General features: G+C 51.8%; 16 protein-coding genes and 1 pseudogene. 13 read left to right on the top strand and 4 right to left on the bottom strand.

Going from position 1 to position 18,286, the window contains the following annotated elements; all coding sequences use genetic code 11:
• The first annotated feature begins 40 nt into the window (after window positions 1-40).
• Window positions 41-1,660, top strand: coding sequence for a M28 family peptidase (locus AC07OI_RS01995; protein ID WP_495256121.1), 1,620 nt, complete (start codon window positions 41-43; stop codon window positions 1,658-1,660).
• Between the two features lie 106 nt (window positions 1,661-1,766).
• Window positions 1,767-3,845 carry a M13 family metallopeptidase gene (locus tag AC07OI_RS01990; protein ID WP_495256120.1) on the top strand — a complete coding sequence of 693 codons (2,079 nt, stop codon included), beginning with the start codon at window positions 1,767-1,769 and terminating at the stop codon, window positions 3,843-3,845.
• 188 nt (window positions 3,846-4,033) lie between these two features.
• On the opposite strand, the gene AC07OI_RS01985 is transcribed toward AC07OI_RS01990, so the two are convergent.
• Together AC07OI_RS01985 and AC07OI_RS01980 are read right to left on the bottom strand one after the other, a co-directional pair.
• On the bottom strand, window positions 4,034-4,828 hold the full coding sequence (locus AC07OI_RS01985) for a LytR/AlgR family response regulator transcription factor (RefSeq protein WP_492703971.1): 795 nt from the start codon (window positions 4,826-4,828) through the stop codon (window positions 4,034-4,036).
• Entirely contained in the window at window positions 4,825-6,003 is a 1,179-nt protein-coding gene (locus AC07OI_RS01980) for a sensor histidine kinase (protein WP_492703970.1), read from the bottom strand. Before AC07OI_RS01980 ends, AC07OI_RS01985 begins: the two co-directional genes overlap by 4 nt.
• Window positions 6,004-6,162: 159 nt before the next feature.
• Here AC07OI_RS01980 and AC07OI_RS01975 point away from each other — a divergent pair, with 159 nt between their 5' ends.
• The 3 genes from AC07OI_RS01975 to AC07OI_RS01965 all read left to right on the top strand — a co-directional run bounded on the left by AC07OI_RS01975 (window position 6,163) and on the right by AC07OI_RS01965 (window position 9,303).
• Window positions 6,163-6,642, top strand: coding sequence for a (2Fe-2S)-binding protein (locus tag AC07OI_RS01975; protein ID WP_495256346.1), 480 nt, complete (start codon window positions 6,163-6,165; stop codon window positions 6,640-6,642).
• Window positions 6,639-8,831, top strand: coding sequence for a xanthine dehydrogenase family protein molybdopterin-binding subunit (locus tag AC07OI_RS01970; RefSeq protein WP_495256119.1), 2,193 nt, complete (start codon window positions 6,639-6,641; stop codon window positions 8,829-8,831). The genes AC07OI_RS01975 and AC07OI_RS01970 overlap by 4 nt, the downstream gene beginning before the upstream one ends.
• A gap of 79 nt (window positions 8,832-8,910) precedes the next feature.
• Entirely contained in the window at window positions 8,911-9,303 is a 393-nt protein-coding gene (locus AC07OI_RS01965; RefSeq protein ID WP_495256118.1) for an MAPEG family protein, read from the top strand.
• On the opposite strand, the gene AC07OI_RS01960 is transcribed toward AC07OI_RS01965, so the two are convergent.
• Window positions 9,300-10,805 carry a tetratricopeptide repeat protein gene (locus AC07OI_RS01960; RefSeq protein WP_495256117.1) on the bottom strand — a complete coding sequence of 502 codons (1,506 nt, stop codon included), beginning with the start codon at window positions 10,803-10,805 and terminating at the stop codon, window positions 9,300-9,302. The genes AC07OI_RS01965 and AC07OI_RS01960 overlap by 4 nt on opposite strands.
• A 55-nt stretch (window positions 10,806-10,860) precedes the next feature.
• Here AC07OI_RS01960 and AC07OI_RS01955 point away from each other — a divergent pair, with 55 nt between their 5' ends.
• A complete protein-coding gene (locus AC07OI_RS01955) occupies window positions 10,861-11,127 on the top strand; it encodes a hypothetical protein (protein ID WP_492703966.1) in 267 nt (88 codons plus the stop codon).
• A 23-nt stretch (window positions 11,128-11,150) separates the two neighbouring features.
• On the opposite strand, the gene AC07OI_RS01950 is transcribed toward AC07OI_RS01955, so the two are convergent.
• Window positions 11,151-11,699 (bottom strand): GNAT family N-acetyltransferase, encoded by a 549-nt coding sequence (locus tag AC07OI_RS01950; RefSeq protein WP_495256116.1) that lies wholly within the window; start codon window positions 11,697-11,699, stop codon window positions 11,151-11,153.
• A 162-nt stretch (window positions 11,700-11,861) separates the two neighbouring features.
• Between AC07OI_RS01950 and AC07OI_RS01945 the strand changes: the two are divergent.
• From AC07OI_RS01945 to AC07OI_RS01915, 7 genes and pseudogenes are all read left to right on the top strand, one after another.
• Window positions 11,862-12,332: pseudogene (locus tag AC07OI_RS01945) on the top strand (low molecular weight protein-tyrosine-phosphatase); the annotation flags it as partial.
• Between the two features lie 281 nt (window positions 12,333-12,613).
• A complete protein-coding gene (locus AC07OI_RS01940; RefSeq protein ID WP_495256115.1) occupies window positions 12,614-13,564 on the top strand; it encodes a M23 family metallopeptidase in 951 nt (316 codons plus the stop codon).
• Window positions 13,565-13,758: 194 nt separating this feature from the next.
• A complete protein-coding gene (locus tag AC07OI_RS01935) occupies window positions 13,759-14,175 on the top strand; it encodes a DUF2170 family protein (protein ID WP_492703963.1) in 417 nt (138 codons plus the stop codon).
• 10 nt (window positions 14,176-14,185) lie between these two features.
• Window positions 14,186-14,923, top strand: coding sequence for a PspA/IM30 family protein (locus AC07OI_RS01930; protein WP_495256114.1), 738 nt, complete (start codon window positions 14,186-14,188; stop codon window positions 14,921-14,923).
• 24 nt (window positions 14,924-14,947) lie between these two features.
• Window positions 14,948-15,262, top strand: coding sequence for a hypothetical protein (locus AC07OI_RS01925; RefSeq protein ID WP_162044841.1), 315 nt, complete (start codon window positions 14,948-14,950; stop codon window positions 15,260-15,262).
• Window positions 15,263-15,359: 97 nt separating this feature from the next.
• Complete coding sequence (locus AC07OI_RS01920) at window positions 15,360-16,040, top strand: ubiquinone biosynthesis protein (RefSeq protein WP_495256113.1); 681 nt, start codon at window positions 15,360-15,362, stop codon at window positions 16,038-16,040.
• Window positions 16,041-16,075: 35 nt separating this feature from the next.
• Window positions 16,076-18,274 carry a flotillin family protein gene (locus AC07OI_RS01915; protein ID WP_495256112.1) on the top strand — a complete coding sequence of 733 codons (2,199 nt, stop codon included), beginning with the start codon at window positions 16,076-16,078 and terminating at the stop codon, window positions 18,272-18,274.
• Window positions 18,275-18,286 lie beyond the last annotated feature (12 nt).

The raw sequence follows: 18,286 nt of genomic DNA, 5'->3' as shown, positions 1-18,286 counted from the left end.
AGGCCGGTTTTTTTATTGCCTTGTTTTGAATAAAAATGATATGAAAAAAAATTCTGCACACTATTTATCTACTGCGCTACTGGGCTTTGCCCTGACAATTCCAGCGTATAGTTTTGCACAGACAAACCCTGCAAAAGTTGATGAAGCTGCTTTGCGCGCCCATTTGGCACTCTTGTCTTCCGATTTGTTTGAAGGCCGTGGTACGGGGCAGCGCGGTGGTGACCTGACAGTGGCCTATCTGGAAACCCAGGCTGCTGTAGCTGGTCTGTTACCTGCCAATGGCAAGAGCTACAGGCAGGCAGTCAGCATCAACGGTATCAAGTCTTTGCCACTGGAAAGCTCTGTCAATATACGTCTTGCCAGGTCGCTTAACCTGACTTTTGGTGAAGACTGGATCTGGAGTGCGGGTGATGCCGTGAGCTCACATCAGTTTGATCATGAATTGCTGTTCGTCGGTTATGGCATCAACGCGCCGGAAGAACAATGGGATGACTTCAAGGGTGTTGATTGCAAAGGCAAGATTCTCGTCGTCATGGTGAATGATCCGCAACCCAGCGCAGAACAGCCAGACCGCTTTGGTGGCAAAGCCCTGACTTATTATGGCCGCCGCAGTTACAAGACGGAAGAAGCCCTGCGCCGTGGCGCGGCTGGGGTTTTGCTGATACACACCGATGCGTCTGCAAACATAGGCTGGGATGTCTTGAAAAATGGTGGCACGGGTGAGCAATTCCAGTTGGCGAATAAAGATGCCAAGGGCCTGGCGATACAAGGCTGGATCACTGATGGCGCCGCAAACACCCTGTTTGCGGCATCAGGCCTGGATTTGAATGCGCTGCGCCAGGCTGCCGAAGGCAAGGATTTCAAACCAGTCGCCATCAAGGCCTGGCTCAAGGGTGAAGCAAAATCGCAAATACGGCAGCTGGAACAATTCAATATTGCCGGTATCGTACCCGGTACAGATCCGCAGCTTAAGAATGAACTGGTGATCTACAGCGCACACTGGGATCACCTGGGCAAGCAAGAAGGTACAGGCGACCAGATTTACAATGGTGCAGTCGATAATGGCTCTGGCACAGCAGCCTTGCTGGCGATGGCAAAAGCCGCAGTCGCGCAACCGGCCAAGCGCAGCCAGATGTTCTTGTGGGTGGCAGCAGAAGAGCAGGGTTTGCTCGGTAGCGCCTGGTATGCTGCGCATCCTTTATGGGCCCTGAATAAAACGGCTGCTGCGCTGAATCTGGATACGCTCAATTTTGTGGGCCGTACCAAAGACATCAGTGCCTTTGGTGCCGACCGTAGTGACCTTATCGTGGCTGCCAGCAAAGTCGCGCAAGGCATGAACATGACAGTCGCCCCGCCACGCGTGGACGTGGCGGGTGGTTATTTCCGCAGCGACCATTTTAGTTTTGCCAAGGCGGGCGTACCGGCTTTTTCGATAGGCAGTGGCCGCGACTATATTAATGACCCGCAAGCCTCGCAAGAAAAAGCGCGCGGCTATGGCAAACGTTATCACCAGGTGAGCGATGAATATGATGCCAACTGGGATTTATCTGGCATGACTGAGCAGGCACAGTTCACTCTGAATCTTGGTCGGGAAATTGCTAATGCAGCAAAAATGCCTGCCTGGAAAGAAAATGATGCTTTTGCGAAAGTAAGGAAATAAATAAAAATAGAAGAAGATAGTGGAACTTGTCACGGAAAATGATTTCCAAGTCTATGCTGCCTATCGATAGACAAAATCTCTGCAAGATTTCACAAGAAAGAAAATAATGAACCAGACAATATTTAAATTAAAGCCCATCGCCAGCGTTTGCCTGCAGGTCATGTTGGCTATGCCTTTGATGCATGGCATGGTACGTGCCGCCGATGCACCTGTTACCAAAACCGCAGCGCCGATAAAAAAAGAAAACGGCATGGATATTTCAGTCACACCAGGTGACGACTTTAACCGCTATGCCAACGGTGGTTGGGAAAAAACCGCTGTCATTCCCGACGACAAAGTCGCAGTCGGTATTTTTGATGTACTGGTAGAAGAGTCTGATGCCAAGGTCTTGAAAATCATAGAGCAGGCGACCAGAGCAGAAGCAGGCAGTGCGGTGCGCAAGATAGGTGATTTCTACACCTCTTACTTGAATACCGATGTCATCAACCAGCGTGGTCTGGCACCTTTGCAAGGCGAGATGCAAAGCATAGCTGACCTCAAAGACAAGACTGCGCTGGCGACTTACCTGGGCAAGCATTTGCGTGCCGACGTTGACCCTATCAATGCCACCAATGTATTTACTGAAAACCTGTTTGGCCTGTGGGTATCGCAAGGCTTCCATGACCATACGAAGTACATGCCCTACCTCTTGCAAGGTGGCCTGGGTTTGCCTGACCGCGAATATTATTTGTCAGCCAGTCCCAGAATGGCAGAGATCAGGAAAAACTACCTGGCCCATATAGCCGCGACATTCAAGCTGGCAAATGTGCCTGATGCTGAGCAAGCTGCCAGGCGCGTCTTTGATCTGGAAATACAGATCGCCAAGGGCCATGCCAACCGTGAAGCCACCTCTGATGTCTTGAAGGCCGATAATACCTGGACCCTGGCTGACTTCAATAAAAAAGCTGCTGGCCTGGATTGGGCAGCGTACTTCAAGGCAGCAGGTCTGGATGGGCAAAACAAATTCATTATCTGGCATCCCACTGCATTGAAGGCATCATCGGCACTGGTAGCGAAAACGCCACTGACAAGCTGGCAAGATTATTTGCGCTTCCATGCCATCAACCAGCGCTCAACAGTATTACCGCAGGCCTTCTTTGACCAGCGCTTCAAGTTTTACAGCGCACTCAGCGGCGCCAAAGCACCGCAGCCACGCTGGAAATATGCAGTGGCAGCAACCAATAATGCAGTCGGTGAAGAAGTCGGTAAGTTGTATGTGGCCGAGAATTTTTCACCAGAATCCAAAACGCGTATTAATGGAATTGTCAGCAATATCCTGGCCGCCTTTGGCGAACGCGTGCAGGCCTTGAAGTGGATGACGCCTGCTACCAAGCAAGAAGCACTGGCCAAAATCAAGTCGACTTATGTCGGTGTTGGTTACCCGGATAAATGGCGCGATTATTCTGGTCTGGTGGTCGATGCAAATGATGCCTATGGCAACCGTGAACGTTCGCAGGAGTTTGAATATAGTCGCGCCCTTGCAAAATTTGGCCAGCCTGTCGATGTCACTGAATGGTGCATGAATGCGCAACTGGTGAATGCCGTCAACATGCCGCTGCAAAACGCCATCAACTTCCCGGCTGCGTATTTGCAATCGCCGAACTTTGACCTGGCCGCCAGTGACGCCACCAATTACGGTGCTCTCGGTGCCACCATAGGCCATGAAATCAGCCACAGCTTTGATAATTCCGGTGCCATGTTTGACGCAAAAGGTGAGTTGCGCAACTGGTGGAGCAAGGCTGACCTGGCGCATTTCAAGACTTCTTCCAAAGCCCTGATTGCCCAGTTCAATCAATATAAGGCCTTCCCTGACCTGTCCGTGAATGGTGCGCAGACCCTGGGTGAAAACATTGCCGATCTGGCCGGCTTGATGGCTGCCTACGATGCCTATCGTACCTCGATGAAGCAAAAAAGCCAGGCCATTAGCAAAGAAGATGAACAGGAATTCTTTTTGGCTTACGCCCGTAGCTGGCGCGGCAAGATGCGTGATGAAACCCTGCGTACAGCCATCATTACCAATGAACACGCGCCAGGACAATACCGCGTCCTGACCGTGCGTAATCTGGATGCCTGGTACGATGCCTTTGCCGTGCAGCCTGGTCAAAAACTTTATCTGGCACCGAAGGACAGGGTCAAGGTCTGGTAAAAAACCTGCTTACGATCTTAAGCGCGAGCGCATCGGAGTTAATGCGGGGCTCTTGCGCTGCTCAAAATGTTCATGTACTAGAGTACATTCCGCTTTTTGCGCTGCGTTTATGTTGCACTGAGTGTTACCCCGTCCCCGCTGACGCACGCTCGCTACAGATCGTAAACAGGTTTTAAGGAAAGAAGATGTCAGACCGGTCGCAAGCCATCATGCATGCGCCGCCTGACTTCAGCAACATAGCGCTCGCTGACGGGGACTTTGTCCTGGTTGGCGAGCACCAGTTGATACACACCATCACCGAGAACTTCAAGCTGGCTGAGCTGGTCACAGCGCACGATAGCGCTGCGATGTACGCGCATGAAGCTTGCAGGATCGAGATGTTTTTCCAGCTGGCTCAGAGCAACCCTGTGCAATACCTGTCTCTGTCCCAGATGCAATTGCATGTAATTTCCAGCCGCTTCTATCCATAAAACATCGGCCAGTTGTATGCATTCTATGCGGCCTACCGATCGTACGCTGATTTGTTGCCAATAAGCTGGCTGGTCTTTTTTTGCCTCATCTTCCGCCTTGACATACTGACTCATCGCTTGCGCATAGCTGGCTTGCTGACGCTGTTTGAGCATGGCGGTAGCGCGTTCCAGCGATAAGGCCAGGCGCTGATCATCAAAAGGCTTGAGCAGGTAATCCAGCGCATGCAGGTCAAAGGCTTCTATCGCATGGGCATTGAAGGCCGTAACAAAAATTACCAACGGTGGCGCAACTTGCGTACCCAGTTCACGTGCCAGTGTCAGCCCGGTTTCGCGTGGCATTTGTATATCGAGGAAAATAACATCAACCACATAGGTGTCCATTGCTTCCCGTGCTGTGGCCACGCTGGCACATTCAGCGACTATGCTCCAGTCCGGATGATCTTTCAAGGCATAGCGCAAGTTCGCCCGCCCCGGTTCCTCATCATCGACGATCAGTGCGCGGATAGTGTTCATGTTGTGGCGCTCTCAGGCATATGTAGCGGCATGCGGATTTTCACTTCATAGCGATACTGACCACCATCTTGCGTACGTCCGCTTTGCATGCTGGCGCGTCCTGCATAAATCAATTCCAGCCTGGCGCGGGTTTGCGGCAAGCCCAGTCCCAGCCCGGGGTTGGCAGCAATGCCATCGGTGACGGTATTGCTGACGCTGATACTGAGTTCTTCACCATCCAGTTTGAACTGCATGCGTATGTCGCTGCTGCCCTCGTGGCAATCCAGATCATGGCGCAAGGCATTTTCCAGCAAGGGTTGCAGCAACAGAGGCGGGCAGTCACCTGCCAGTACGTTCGTGGTATCACCAGCGATACTGATTTGCAGGCGCGCGCCATAACGCAGCCTTTGCAATTCCAGATAATCACGTATGAAAGTCATCTCGTCTTCCAGCCTCACCCAGTCCTTGTTGCTGGCCGTCAGCGCATAGCGCAGCAAATCACTGAGGCGGTTCAGGCCAGTCAGGGCGATGCGTTTGTCGTCTGCCCTAACCAGGGCGCTGATGGCGTTAAGGCAGTTGAAGATAAAATGAGGTTCCAGTTGTCCGCGCAAGGCATCCAGCCTTTGCTGCTCCAGGTCCAGTCTGAGATGCAAAACATCGTTCATCGATTGTTGCAGGGCTTGCTCACGCACACGCGCCTGTCGCCAGGTGCAGATCGCCAGCACGGCAATGAAGGTGCCGGTGGACCAGGCATATTCGAGGAAGATAGTAAAGTTCCGCATATTGAAGGCCGTGGTCAGGATGTCTTGCAAACCAAAGCCGGGTTTGTCCTTGAGCAGGTCAAGGATAGCGATATACATCACTTCCAGTGGCAGAAAGCCCAGCAGCATGATCACATACGCCAGTGCTATGCCCTTCGCCTTGCTGAGGAATCGCTCGTACCGCATGAAAATCAGGTAGAGGCAGGTGCTGAAGACCATCATCAGCAAATGGCTGCTGACCCAGAACCACAGTATCTCGCTAAAGCTGCGCTGGGTAGTTCCGTACTTGATCAGGTCACCATAATTGCCGAGAGCACCAATGGCACACAGACTGGTCCACACCAGGATATTGCTCAGCAAGAGTTTGAAGACGGTGATCGCTGTGAGCTGTGGCATCTGGTTCAGGGCGGCAGTATCTGGGCGGGCATTTTCCATGGCAGCAGTATAGCAGTCTGCATAGCCATATTTGCCTGCGCAGAAAGGGAGTAGCGACAGGGTTTCGGGGTTTCGTCACAAGCTCTGCCATGACAGTGTATCGCTGCCAGATAATCAATTTCTGCTGTTGAATTGCAAACGCAAAGGGAACACATGGATGTGAAACTCAAAGTAAATGGGCAAGTACGTACATGCCAGGCAGATGGTGACACGCCGCTGCTGTGGATACTGCGCGAAGACCTGGGCCTGACTGGCACCAAGTTTGGTTGCGGTGCCGGGCAATGCGGTGCCTGTACCGTGCATCTGGATGGACAGGCTTTGCGCAGTTGCGTCATGCCGGTAGAAAGCCTGAACGGGCGCAGCATCACGACGATAGAAGGTTTGTCGCCCGACCGCAGCCATGTCCTGCAACAAGCATGGATAGAGCATCAGGTGCCGCAATGCGGTTATTGCCAGTCAGGCATGCTGATGGCCGCTGCTGCCTTGCTGAACACTACACCACATCCCAGCGACAAGCAAATCGATGCGGCAATTACCAATCTGTGTCGTTGCGGTACTTATCCGCGTGTCAGGGCCGCGATACACACGGCTGCTGCAAAACTCAAACCATTGGCAGGCAAGAAAGGGATAAAAGTATGACTCCCCTGGCTTCGCCTGCACGCAGGAATTTTCTTAAGTCTTCTCTGATGGCCGGTGCATGGGTACTGGGCAGCAGCGCAATACCCATGCTTGATAGTCTGGCGGCGGATGAAAAAAGCAAGGCAGGGTCGCCCTTTAATTCGCCCTTTGATTTCTGGCTCAGCATGGATGGCACAGGTGTGGTGACTGCCTACACCACGGTCACCAATCTGGGGCAGGGCACGCATGCGGCGATTGCCCAGATCGTCGCTGAAGAGCTGGAGATGCCTATCGCCAATGTGCGCATAGAACATGCGCCAGTCATCAAGAAATTCCACAGGGAATGGCCGCCCGGTATCACCACTTTTGGCAGTGCAGGTTTTAATTCTGCGCTGGAAACGATAGCACCGGCCTGTGCTGCGGCCAGGCAGATGTTGCTGCAGGCAGCTGCCTTGCAATGGCAAGTCGAGGTGAAAGATTGCACCGCAGGCAACGCGCAAATAAATCATGCCGCTACAAGCCGCAGCCTGCCCTATACCTCCTTGATCAAGGCAGCAGCATTGCTGTCGCCACCAGAAAAACTGCTGATCAAATCACCCAAAGACTGGAAGGTGCTGGGGCAGTCAATGCCACGCCCTGACATTCCGGCAAGGGTAGACGGCAGCGCCGTGTTTGGCATTGATGTGCAAAGGCCAGGCATGCTGATGGCAGCTGTCCTGCATGCGCCGCGCTTTGGCAGCAGCTTGCAAAGTGTGGATGATGGCCCTGCGCTGGCAATAAAAGGTGTGCGTCAGGTAGTGCATCTGCCAAATGCCGTGGCGGTAGTAGCTGAGCGTTACTGGATCGCTCACAAGGCAGTGCAACTACTAAAACCAGTATGGCAGGATGGCGCGCATGCGAGCATCAACACCGCAGATATGCGCGACAGCTTGCTGAGGACAGTTGCTACTGGCGAGGGCAAGCTCTTCCCTCGTCCGAAAAAACAAAAAGAAGGTGCTGCAGAGACAGCAATGAAAGAGGCAAGCAGCATTATCGACACCAGCTTTGATGTCCCCTTCCTGGCGCATGCAGCGATGGAACCCCTGAATGCCACTGTTGAAGTGACTGCAACAGGTGCGCGAGTCTGGCTCTCCACCCAAAGCCAGACGGATACGCAAAATGGCGTCGCCAAGACCCTGGGTTTGCAGCCTGAGCAAGTACAGGTGCACACCCAGCACGTGGGTGGCGGTTTTGGCCGCAGGCTGGAACATGATTTTGCCATCGAGGCTGCCTTGATCGCCAGGGCTGCCGGTGCCACCGTAAAAACCATCTGGTCGCGTGAGAACGATATGCGGGCTGGCTATTACCGCCCCATCACCGCTGCCCGTGTGCAACTGGCGCTGGATAAAGATCATCTGCCCATGGTTTTACGGCTCGATACTGCGGGTCCCTCACTACTGGAATATACGCGGGTCACGAATAGCCCGGCCAGGGATGGTCTTGACTGGACCTATATCATGGGCTGGTTCGGTAACAGTTATAAATTCCCTTTATTCGATACACGCTGGACACGCGTTGACTTTGGCGTTCCCTGCTCTTACTGGCGCTCGGTAGGCAATTCGCAAAACTGTTTTTTTCTTGAACACACGCTGGAGCAGGCCGCACGCAAGGCGGGCATGGATAGCCTGGAATACCGTCGCCGCCTGTTGCAGCATAATCCTAAAGCCCTTGCTTTCGTCAATGCGCTGGCAGATCGTGCTGGCTGGAACACGCCCTTGCCCAATGGCCATTACCGTGGTTTTGCCATGAATGGCAATAGCTTTCTGTTCAGTGCTCATATTGTCGAAATTGCGGTCAGCAAACCGGGGCAATTCCGTCTGGTAAAAATTACTGCTGGCATCAACCCGGGAGTCGTCGGTAACCCCAAAGCAGTTGAGGCACAGATGATGGGTGGTACCTTGTTTGGTCTGTCTGCTGCCCTGTTTGGCGAAATCAGTTTCAAAGATGGCCAGGTGGATCAGGGTAATTTTGATAGTTATCCACTGGTCACGCTGGCACAGACACCAGTACTGGACGTCATGGTCATGAGTACTGGTGACAAGCCGGAAGGCGTGGGTGAAGAAGGTCCGCCGTCGATAGGCCCGGCCATTGCCAATGCCTTGCTGGCAGCGAGTGGCAAGCCTGTTACGCGCCTCCCTTTGACACAGGCAGGATGGACGCTGGTGGCGTAAAATATTTACTGCAGCTTGTTGTGACTGCTGGTATCGTGCAATTCTCAAATCTGAATTCACACTATTCCAGGAGATAAAAATGACGATAGCAAACTGGTGCGTACTGGCGGCTTGCCTGTTGCCGATAGTGACAGTTGGTCTGGCCAAGGGTGGCTCAGCCAAAATGCCGCGTGAAGCAGGCAGGTATGACAATAACAATCCCAGGGAATGGGCCAAGGGCCTGAGTGGCTGGCAGCAGCGTGCCAATGCGGCGCAGCAAAACGGTTTTGAAGCCCTGCCCTTGTTTATTGCTGCGGTTGTTCTTGCCCAGCAAGCCCAGGCAGACCAAGTGCGTATAGATCAACTGGCAGTCTTGTTCATTGCCATCCGTATCGTCTACATCATTACCTATTTGATGAATCAGGGCACTTTGCGTACCCTGGTCTGGTCTGGTGGTGTGGCTACCAGCATCGCCATTTTGCTGATGGCCTAGATTTTTATCATGACCAGGATGTGGGCGTGAACATCCTCGCCCTTGTCCTGACGTGCAATTTCCTGGCTGGCTTCAACGATCTTGAAGCCATGCAATTGTGCCAGCCGCTGCAGATAAGCATAGCTGTGTGCATAGCGCTGGGACGGGCGCAAAATGTAGTCTACGCTTTCATCCGCCACTTCGACTGAAAATCCAAGCACTGACTTCGTTTGCATGACACGACTGGCAGCAGCAAATACCTGATCCAGCTCGCCGATATATACAAACACGTCTGCTGCAATGATAAGGTCAAAATCCTGGTCTTGCAGTTGCAACCAGTCGCTTATTTCTGCGCAATGCAGTTCATCATACAGACTTGTTTTCCTGGCCTGGTTCAGCATCTTTTCTGACAAATCTATGCCCGTCAGCTTGCTGGCTTTTGCCCGCAGATAAGCTGCGCACAAGCCCGTACCGCAACCCAGATCCAGATAATTGCCGGGCTCAGCTTTGACATGCTTGCTGACTGCCTTGCTGAGCAGGGTCGGTATTTGATAATGCAAGACTTTCAGCAAATGCTCGTCAAAATGGGTAGCGTACTGATCAAACAAATCAGCAATATAGGTGGGGGGAGACATTGCGGGCGTATCGATTACGCCCAGTGCTGCCAGCGCATAATTGATTTGCGCCAGCTCCACATCATCCTTGCAATGACTGGCTGCCACTTGATAAACCGCAATAGCAACATCGTCCTGCCCCATCTGGCGCAATGTATTGCCATATTGCAGATGCGCCTTGACATAATCCGGCTTGATTTTTATCGCCTGTGTAAAGCTCTCCACAGCGGCTGCAAACTGCTGCAATTTTTGCAGACAGATACCGCGATTGCACCAGGCCTGTATGTGCCCGGGCTGCAAGTGCAAGACATCTTCATATCCAGCGATAGCACCTTCATATAGCCGCAAACATTGCAGACTGAAGGCGCGGGCAAAATGGATGGCAGCATCTTGTGGTTTTAATTGCCGGGCTTCATCAAAATCCTGCAAGGCTTGCTGATGCTCATCCATTTCTTGCTGGGCGATACCACGGTTTAGCAGAGCCTCTGTATAGCGGGGATTAAGGCGCAGGGCCTTATCATAGTTATGCAGGGCAGCAGGCAGCTTCCCCATGCTGCGCAAAGTATTGCCACGGTTATTCCAGGCCATGGCGTAATCGGGTTTCAATTGCAGGGCCATGTCATAACTGGCCAAGGCTTCTTGCGATAAACCCAGGTCTTGCAAGGCTGCGCCCAGATTGCCATGTGCAATGGCTTGTTGTGCATCAATAGCGATTGCCTGGCGCAGGCGTGTCACTGCCAGCTCCGCATCGCCGCGTTGCTTGGCAATCACCCCCAGTAATTGCATGGCATCAAAATGCTCAGGCTGGGTTTGCAAGACTTGCAGGTAGAGTGCTTCCGCCGCGGCTAGCTTGCCCTGCTGGTGAAGTGTGATTGCCTGTTGCAATATATTGCTGATCTGTGCGCTCATGATACTGTTCAATTTCCTGTACTATCTTGACTATTCTATTAAGGATGCATGCTATATGGATGAACAGGAACTGTGGGCGCTGCTGTGGAGTCTGTTACCTACACCAGCTTACCTGATTGCTGCCTTTGCTTTTGGCTTGCTGGGTATGGCGGCGTTTTACTATGGCAGGAAAAAAAGCAACAAGCGTGTCAAATGGCTGGCCGTGGGGCTGATGTTTTATCCCTACTTCATTGGTAGCGATATACGCTTGCTGTACGGCGTAGGCATCGCTTTTTGCATTGCCATCGCCGTCAGCATTTATTATCCTCAAGAGCCAAAGTAATTGATGTAACCAACTTGGCCAACTTAGCCCAGGATTTTTTCCATCTCTTCAAACTGCAGGTTTTCAACCAGCATCTGTTCCTTGCCATTGTCCGAAGGGAAGGGCTTGAAGCGGCCTGTGCGTACGTAGCCACGGCGCTCATAGTAAGCAATCAGTTCTTTCCTGACACTGATGACGGTCATCCAGATTTTGTTTATTCCCCATAAGTCTTGCGCATGTTTTTCTGCCGTTTGCATGAAATGCTTGCCTATGCCATTTCCCTGCAAGACCGGGCGTACGACAAACATGCCCAGATAGGCCGCGCCTTCGGTCTTTTCCAGATTCACGCAACCTATGATGTCTTCATCCTGCAGGCATAGCAGGATGACAGAATTGGGATTCGCGATCAGTTCGCGCACTTCAGGCGGAAATATGCGTGAACCCTGCAATAGATCAGCTTCTGTAGTCCAGCCCTGGCGGCTGCTGTCGCCACGGTAGGCGCTGTTGACCAGTGCAGCGATAGTTTCAGCATCAGCATCAACTGCAGGGCGAAAACTGATGGTTGTTGTATTGCTTGAGATGTTTTCTGTCATACGCGTTTATGTGAAAAGAGGGTTCAGGCTTGCTTTGACCTGAAATAATAACATGCGTCTTATCCACACCAGAATCTGGCTTTACTGGCGTGAAAACTGCGTGTTAGCATGGCAGGAACGATAAGATGTTTTGTCTTTATATTAATAATTTTTGTTTTCCTAATGAAAAACTCCGCTACCAGGGCAATACTGTTTGTCTGCATGGGTAATATTTGCCGTTCACCCAGTGCAGAAGGGGTATTTCGCAGCCATGCTGAAGCAGCCGGACTGGATTTGCACATAGACTCTGCCGGTACCCATGCTTATCACATAGGCGAGGCGCCTGATCCGCGCTCGCAGGAATTTGCTGCACGCCGTGGCATAGACTTGTCACAGCAAAGGGCGCGCAAGCTCGTCGCCAGTGACTTTGAAAAGTTCGATTTATTGCTGGCCATGGACAAAGAAAACCTGGCGAGAATGAAGTCTGCTTGCCCGGCAAAGCATCAGCACAAGTTGAAACTGATGATGGAATATGCAGGCCAGAGTGACAGCGAGATTGTGCCTGATCCCTACTATGGTGGCGCTGACGGTTTTGACCTGGTGCTGGATTATATTGAAGATGCCAGTGCTGGCCTGGTTCGCGTGATACATCAAGAGGAAAATGTCAAAAGAGGGGGAAGCATAATGCAGGCACGAGATCTCGAATTTATCATGAACTCCATACGCGAGTATCTGCAAAGGCACCCTGACAGTGCTGATACTGCAGAAGGTATTACCACATTTTGGATAGACTGGCCAGATGAAGCTCTCCCGGTATCCATGGTGGTGCAGGCACTTGAAAGCTTGCGCGATGCCGGTTTAGTGGAGAGCATAAAGGCGGCTAGTCGCACAATGTGGCGGCGTGCCGGGCGTCAACAGTTGCCGTAACTTTATCCATGTCACATAGAATATTTTTTCACAGCATGCTCAGCCTGGGGATTTTCCTCGGCTTTACCTTGTCAGCATATGCCCGCAATGAGCTGGTGAAAATCGAGACTGTCAAAGGTGCCTATTCAAATGCCTTGCTGGCGACCAATAACAGCCGTATGCCAGTCACAGTGACCTTGCAGCTTGGCAGTTTCAGTAATCTGACGTCGAACAAAAGGTGGCCCATACAGGCACAACTGACGGGTGGCCAAAGCATGGAATTGGTGCAGATATCTGCTGCCAACGCACAATTTGGGTATACCATCGATTACAGTAGTCAGTTCGTGCAGGGCGACCCTAATGCCCGGCATGATGCGAATGTCAGCTATCAAATTCCTTTTGCCGCTGGTCACGGTTTCCAGATTGTGCAAGCCGCCGATGGCCCGCAGTTTACCCATCAGAGCGTTGCCACCCGTTATGCCGTCGATATTGATATGCCGATGGGTACGACAGTAGTGGCGGCGCGTGCCGGTTATGTGGTGGAAGTGGTCAGCCAGTTTGCCGACAACGGCAGGACTGAGGCCGAATTCTTTGACAAGGCCAATTATGTCCGCATCCTGCATGATGACGGCACCTGGGCTGATTACTTCCATCTCAAGCAAAACTCCAGTCAGGTGCAAGCAGGTATGCGCGTGGAAGCCGGGCATGTCCTGGCTTTGTCCGGTAACAGTGGTTACTCCGCTACGCCACACCTGCATTTTCATGTACAGGTGAACCAGAACGGCACCATCATTTCCCTGCCATTCCGTTTTCGTAATTCTCACGATGGCGTATTCACGCCGCGTTATCAAAGCTGGTTGATACCTGACACTCAAACTGTGAGCGCCAGCAAAACCAAAGCCAGGAAGACCCTGCGCGAATGCCTGCCAGGCGGCAAGCCAGTGGACGATGCGGTTATACGCTGCCTGTCAGCTTCTTGAAATCTCACTGCGCTGAGTGCGGGTACAAATCTCACTGATATTGACTCATGCTTAAATGGTTGTGCAAAAAGCATAAAAATATTTTCACTTTCCTCTCTTGACATTTTATGTCGTACGCCTAAAATGCGACATAATATGTCATGTATCCTTTTTGTAATTGCTTAAAGAACTGAGGGAGTTGTATGGAAGAGCTGATGAAGCGCTTGGCAGGTATAGAAAATATACTGTCCCGGCGCATGGGGCTGGCGGATGTCAGTGCCAGCTTATTGCCTGTCACCGAGCCCGAAGGTGTGCCGGTCATGCGCATCAGCATAGAAAGCCAGGCCGAGTTGCCCGTCTTTGTCACAGTATCCCCCAGCCAGGTACTCTGCATTTGTTATCTGTGGACAGAAGAAGAAATCAAGCCAGAGCGCCGCGCAGAAATGCTGGAAGCCATGATGGATTTGAATATCTCTATCCCGCTTTCCAATTTTGGTCGCATAGGACAGCACTATGTCATTTATGGGTCGCTGGCACATGATGCATCGGTGGAAGATATCGCCATCGATGTCGCCATGGTGGCCGATAACGCGATTGAAGCTTTAGATGTATTCACTGAATATCTGAAATAAGGGGACTACCATGGCTGTCTTTTCTAAAATTTTGACTATGCTCAGAGGCAATTTGCGCGAAATCGGGCAAAGTGTGGTTGACCAGAATGCCAGTAGCATTTATGAGCAAGAGATTGTCGAAGCGAAGGCGCATGTCGCCAGGGCCAAGCAAAACCTGACTGCCGTGATGGCAAAAGAAATGCAGTCAGCGCGGGAAATTGAAAGCCTGCAGGCAGAGCTGGCACGCTATGAAGAACTGGCTTTGCAGGCCATGCAAAAAAGTGAGCTGGTGCTGGCTGAAGAAGTCGCAGGCAAGCTCGCCCACCTGGAAATTGCGATTAGCGAACAAAATGCCTCGCGTAATGAGTTCGCAGAAAACATCAACAAGCTCAAGGACATGATACGCAATGCCGAAACCAGCTTGCGCGAGCATGAGCGCCAGCTCGCCATGGCGAAGACCACGGAGAGCGTGTATCAGGCGACTGCTACCATTTCCCAGACCATGGGTGCCAGTGGTTCCAAACTCATGAGTGCAAAAGAATCGCTGGAGCGTATCAAGCAGCGCCATCAAGACATGGCAGATCAGATGCATGCAGCAGATACACTGGAAAATGAACTGGGTGGTAAAGCACTCGACCAGAAACTGGCAGCCGCAGGCATAGGGCAGGTACCTGACCAGAAGGCACTGGTCCTGGCCAGGTTGCAGGCAAAATTCAGTGCGCGGCAAGCGGCAATGATGAAGCCAGCGACCAGTGATGGCGCTAATTAAACGAGACAGATGCTTGAGAATCACATGGTCAAAACATCGTCAAGCTGGACAAGTTCTGATGCCGCCTTGCGTGCGGTGCAGGTGGCGTTTGATGTTGAAAAACAGGTGATAGAAGCCGTACGCCGCGCCGCCTTCGACAATCAGTTATCTCCCTCTGACCAGATACGCCTGATACTGGGTTTGCCTTACAACAGCAAACCTGTCAGGCCGCGCCTGACGGTCACTTTGAGTGACGCCGATTACGTCATGCTGGCTGAACGCTTTGGCATAGATCTGGAAGATAAACGTGCGATTAAAGAGCGCTTGAATCAGGAGTTGATCAATTTTACAAAAAAATAATCCTGACATGATGGAGCCTGTTACGATCACCCCGGTGTTTACTTAAGAACTGACCGATGCGGCTTATATCAACAAAAATAATAGACAGGGAAAATTCATGAATATCTGGCAGTTGCTGAGCAGCTTTCCAACCTCAATACCCAGCGTACTGATGGGCGTGCTTGTCGTGTACTGGCTGTTGTCCATATTTGGCCTGGTTGATTTTGGTCATCATCTTGATGCTGGTGGTGGTCATGAGCTGCATCTTGGTCACCATGATGTTGGCAATCATGATGCGCATGCAGACGGTGATAGTGCCGACCTGCATACCATGGCGGGGTATCTGGTGGCAATGGGGTTGGGTGGAGTACCTTTTTCCATAGTCGCGACTCTCATCATTTTCTTTACCTGGCTATTCACTGCACTGGTACATCAATATTTGCTGGCCTTGGTACCAACGGCAATGCTGCAATTAGTCGTGGGCAGTGGCACGCTGCTGGCTGGCATGGCCTTATCTATCCCCATTTCTGCCAGCCTCATCAAACCCATGCGCAGTTTGTTCGTGCGTCATTATGCCAGGGACAACCATAGCCTGATTGGCCATAGCTGCCGCATCGTGACAGAAAGCGTGGATGAGAAATTTGGCCGGGCTGAAATTGAAGATCATGGTGTCGCCATCAATATCCGGGTATGGGCAGCTAGCCCCAACACCTTGAAAAAGAATTCAATAGCGGTCGTGCTTGCCTATAACGACAGCAATCAGCAGTACGAAGTAAGTGCTCTTACCGAGCAGATTTAATATTAAATTTACCAAAAGACAAACAAAGGAATTTCATGGACATCATGCTGCTCGCAATTGGCTTCGGCGTTATTGTGTTACTCGGTGCACTGGCGATGTTCGCCAAGTTCTACCACAAGGTGGAACAGGGCCATGCGATGATTATCAATACTCTCAGAGCAGAGCCCGATGTCACTTTCACTGGTGGCATTGTCTACCCCATCATCCATAAAAAAGAACTCATGGAGATTTCTCTGAAGACCATAGAAATCGCCAGGATGGGTAAGGATGGCCTGATCTGCATGGATAATATCCGCGCCGACATCAAGGTCACTTTTTTTATCCGCGTCAACAAAACTGCACAAGACGTGCTGAAAGTCGCGCAGGCGGTAGGCTGCGCGCGCGCCTCGCACCAGGACACGCTGGAAAGCCTGTTCGCCGCCAAGTTTGCAGAAGCACTCAAGACCGTCGGCAAGTCCATGGACTTTGTCGATCTGTATCAGGCGCGCAACCGCTTCCGTGATGAAATCATTCGCCAGATTGGTGATGACCTGTCTGGTTATGTACTCGAAGATGCGGCGATTGATTATATCGAGCAAACATCGCTGGATAAAATGGATGCCCACAATATCCTCGATGCCCAGGGTATCAAAAAAATCACTGAGCTGACCGCGATAGAAAGCATACGCACCAATGAATTGAAGCGCGATGAAGAAATGCGCATCAAGAAAAAGAATGTGGAAACCCGTGAAGCCATACTTGAACTTGAACGTCAGCAATCCGATGCAGAATCGCGTCAGGGGCGTGAGATAGGTTCGGTACGTGCGCGTGAACAGGCCGAGACCCAGAAAGTCCAGGCTGAAGAACATGCCAAATCTGAATTGGCACGTCTGCAGTCGGAACAGATTGTACTGGTGCAGCAAGAAAATACCATGCGTGAAAAAGAAGTGGCAGAAAACAATCGCAAGCGTGCTGTCGCGATTGAAGAAGAGCGCGTCACCAGAGCCCGTCAACTCGAAGTCGTCGACAGGGAAAGAGAAGTGGCACTGCAAACCATAGAAAAAGAAAAAGCCATAGAAATCCAGAAGAAGGCGATTGCCGACGTCATTCGTGAACGCATCGTGGTGGAACGCACAGTCGCCGAACAGGAAGAAGCTATCAAGGAAGTACGTGTGGTCGCTGAAGCTGACCGTCAGAGAAAGAGCGTGGTGATCATCGCAGAAGCCAGTGCAGAAGAAAAAATGGTGCTGACAGTCAAGGCAGCAGAAGCAGAAGAGCGCTCTGCTAAACACAGGGCAGCGCAAGATCTGACACTGGCAGATGCAGCATTGAAAGTCGCCGAGAAAGGAGCTGAATCCAAAAAACGCGAAGCTGAAGGACGCGAAGCAGAACTGGCAGCACCTGGCCTGGCCGATGCCAAAGTCAGGATCGCTGCTTCTGAAGCTATCCTGAAACAGGGCGCCGCGCAGGCAGAATCAACCCGCATGCAAATGGAAGCAGAAGCCAAGGGTAAAGAACAACTGGGCCGTGCAGAAGCCAATGTCCGCATTGCCGGTGCCGAAGCAACTGCCAAACAGGGGGCCGCAGATGCTGAATCTTTGCGCTTGCATATGCAGGCTGAGGCTCAGGGCCATGAGCAAATGGGCCTGGCTGCGGCCAATGTCAAAACGGCAGATGCCAGTGCAACAGTCACCCATGGTGATGCGGAAGCTCACGTCATACAAACCCGCTTTGAAGCAGAGTCCAAAGGCCTGCGTCAGAAATTTGAAGCCATGGCTGCCATGAGTGATGAAACCCGTGCACATGAAGAATTCCGTATGCAACTGGAAATCTCCAATCAGCAAATCATGAAAGGTCTGGACGCACAGACACATATTGCCAAAGACCAGGCTGAGGTACTCGGCAAGGCACTGCAAAACGCCAATATCGATATCGTTGGTGGTGAGGGTGATTACTTTGACCGCTTTGTCAACGCCCTGGCGATAGGCAAGGGGATAGATGGCACGATACAGAAGAGTAAAACCTTGCAGGTGGGTCTGAAAAATCACCTGAGTGGTGAGCGCGACATGGTGCATGATTTGCGTGACCTGGTGGGGGCACTTGGCGGGTCATCTGCTGAATTGCAAAACCTGTCCTTGTCTGCGTTTTTGGCGAGAGTGAATGCCCAGGGTACAGCACAACAGAAAAGTGCCCTGCACACGCTGATCAACAGTCTGGGCAAGGGCGCAGAGGGTGTAGAGAAAGTTTTGCCATAAGGCGGATTTGCA

The organism is Undibacterium sp. GW821-FHT07F11, assembly GCF_059418665.1.
This window is presented reverse-complemented; position numbering and strand designations above follow the sequence as displayed.

Coding starts and splice junctions, on each gene's coding strand:
- AC07OI_RS01925 (WP_162044841.1), top strand. CDS start 14,948: ATGGTCAAAACATCGTCAAGCTGGACAAGTTCTGATGCCGCCTTGCGT.
- AC07OI_RS01935 (WP_492703963.1), top strand. CDS start 13,759: ATGAAGCGCTTGGCAGGTATAGAAAATATACTGTCCCGGCGCATGGGG.
- AC07OI_RS01915 (WP_495256112.1), top strand. CDS start 16,076: ATGGACATCATGCTGCTCGCAATTGGCTTCGGCGTTATTGTGTTACTC.
- AC07OI_RS01985 (WP_492703971.1), bottom strand. CDS start 4,828: ATGAACACTATCCGCGCACTGATCGTCGATGATGAGGAACCGGGGCGG.
- AC07OI_RS01930 (WP_495256114.1), top strand. CDS start 14,186: ATGGCTGTCTTTTCTAAAATTTTGACTATGCTCAGAGGCAATTTGCGC.
- AC07OI_RS01995 (WP_495256121.1), top strand. CDS start 41: ATGAAAAAAAATTCTGCACACTATTTATCTACTGCGCTACTGGGCTTT.
- AC07OI_RS01965 (WP_495256118.1), top strand. CDS start 8,911: ATGACGATAGCAAACTGGTGCGTACTGGCGGCTTGCCTGTTGCCGATA.
- AC07OI_RS01940 (WP_495256115.1), top strand. CDS start 12,614: ATGTCACATAGAATATTTTTTCACAGCATGCTCAGCCTGGGGATTTTC.
- AC07OI_RS01955 (WP_492703966.1), top strand. CDS start 10,861: ATGGATGAACAGGAACTGTGGGCGCTGCTGTGGAGTCTGTTACCTACA.
- AC07OI_RS01920 (WP_495256113.1), top strand. CDS start 15,360: ATGAATATCTGGCAGTTGCTGAGCAGCTTTCCAACCTCAATACCCAGC.
- AC07OI_RS01950 (WP_495256116.1), bottom strand. CDS start 11,699: ATGACAGAAAACATCTCAAGCAATACAACAACCATCAGTTTTCGCCCT.
- AC07OI_RS01960 (WP_495256117.1), bottom strand. CDS start 10,805: ATGAGCGCACAGATCAGCAATATATTGCAACAGGCAATCACACTTCAC.
- AC07OI_RS01980 (WP_492703970.1), bottom strand. CDS start 6,003: ATGGAAAATGCCCGCCCAGATACTGCCGCCCTGAACCAGATGCCACAG.
- AC07OI_RS01970 (WP_495256119.1), top strand. CDS start 6,639: ATGACTCCCCTGGCTTCGCCTGCACGCAGGAATTTTCTTAAGTCTTCT.
- AC07OI_RS01990 (WP_495256120.1), top strand. CDS start 1,767: ATGAACCAGACAATATTTAAATTAAAGCCCATCGCCAGCGTTTGCCTG.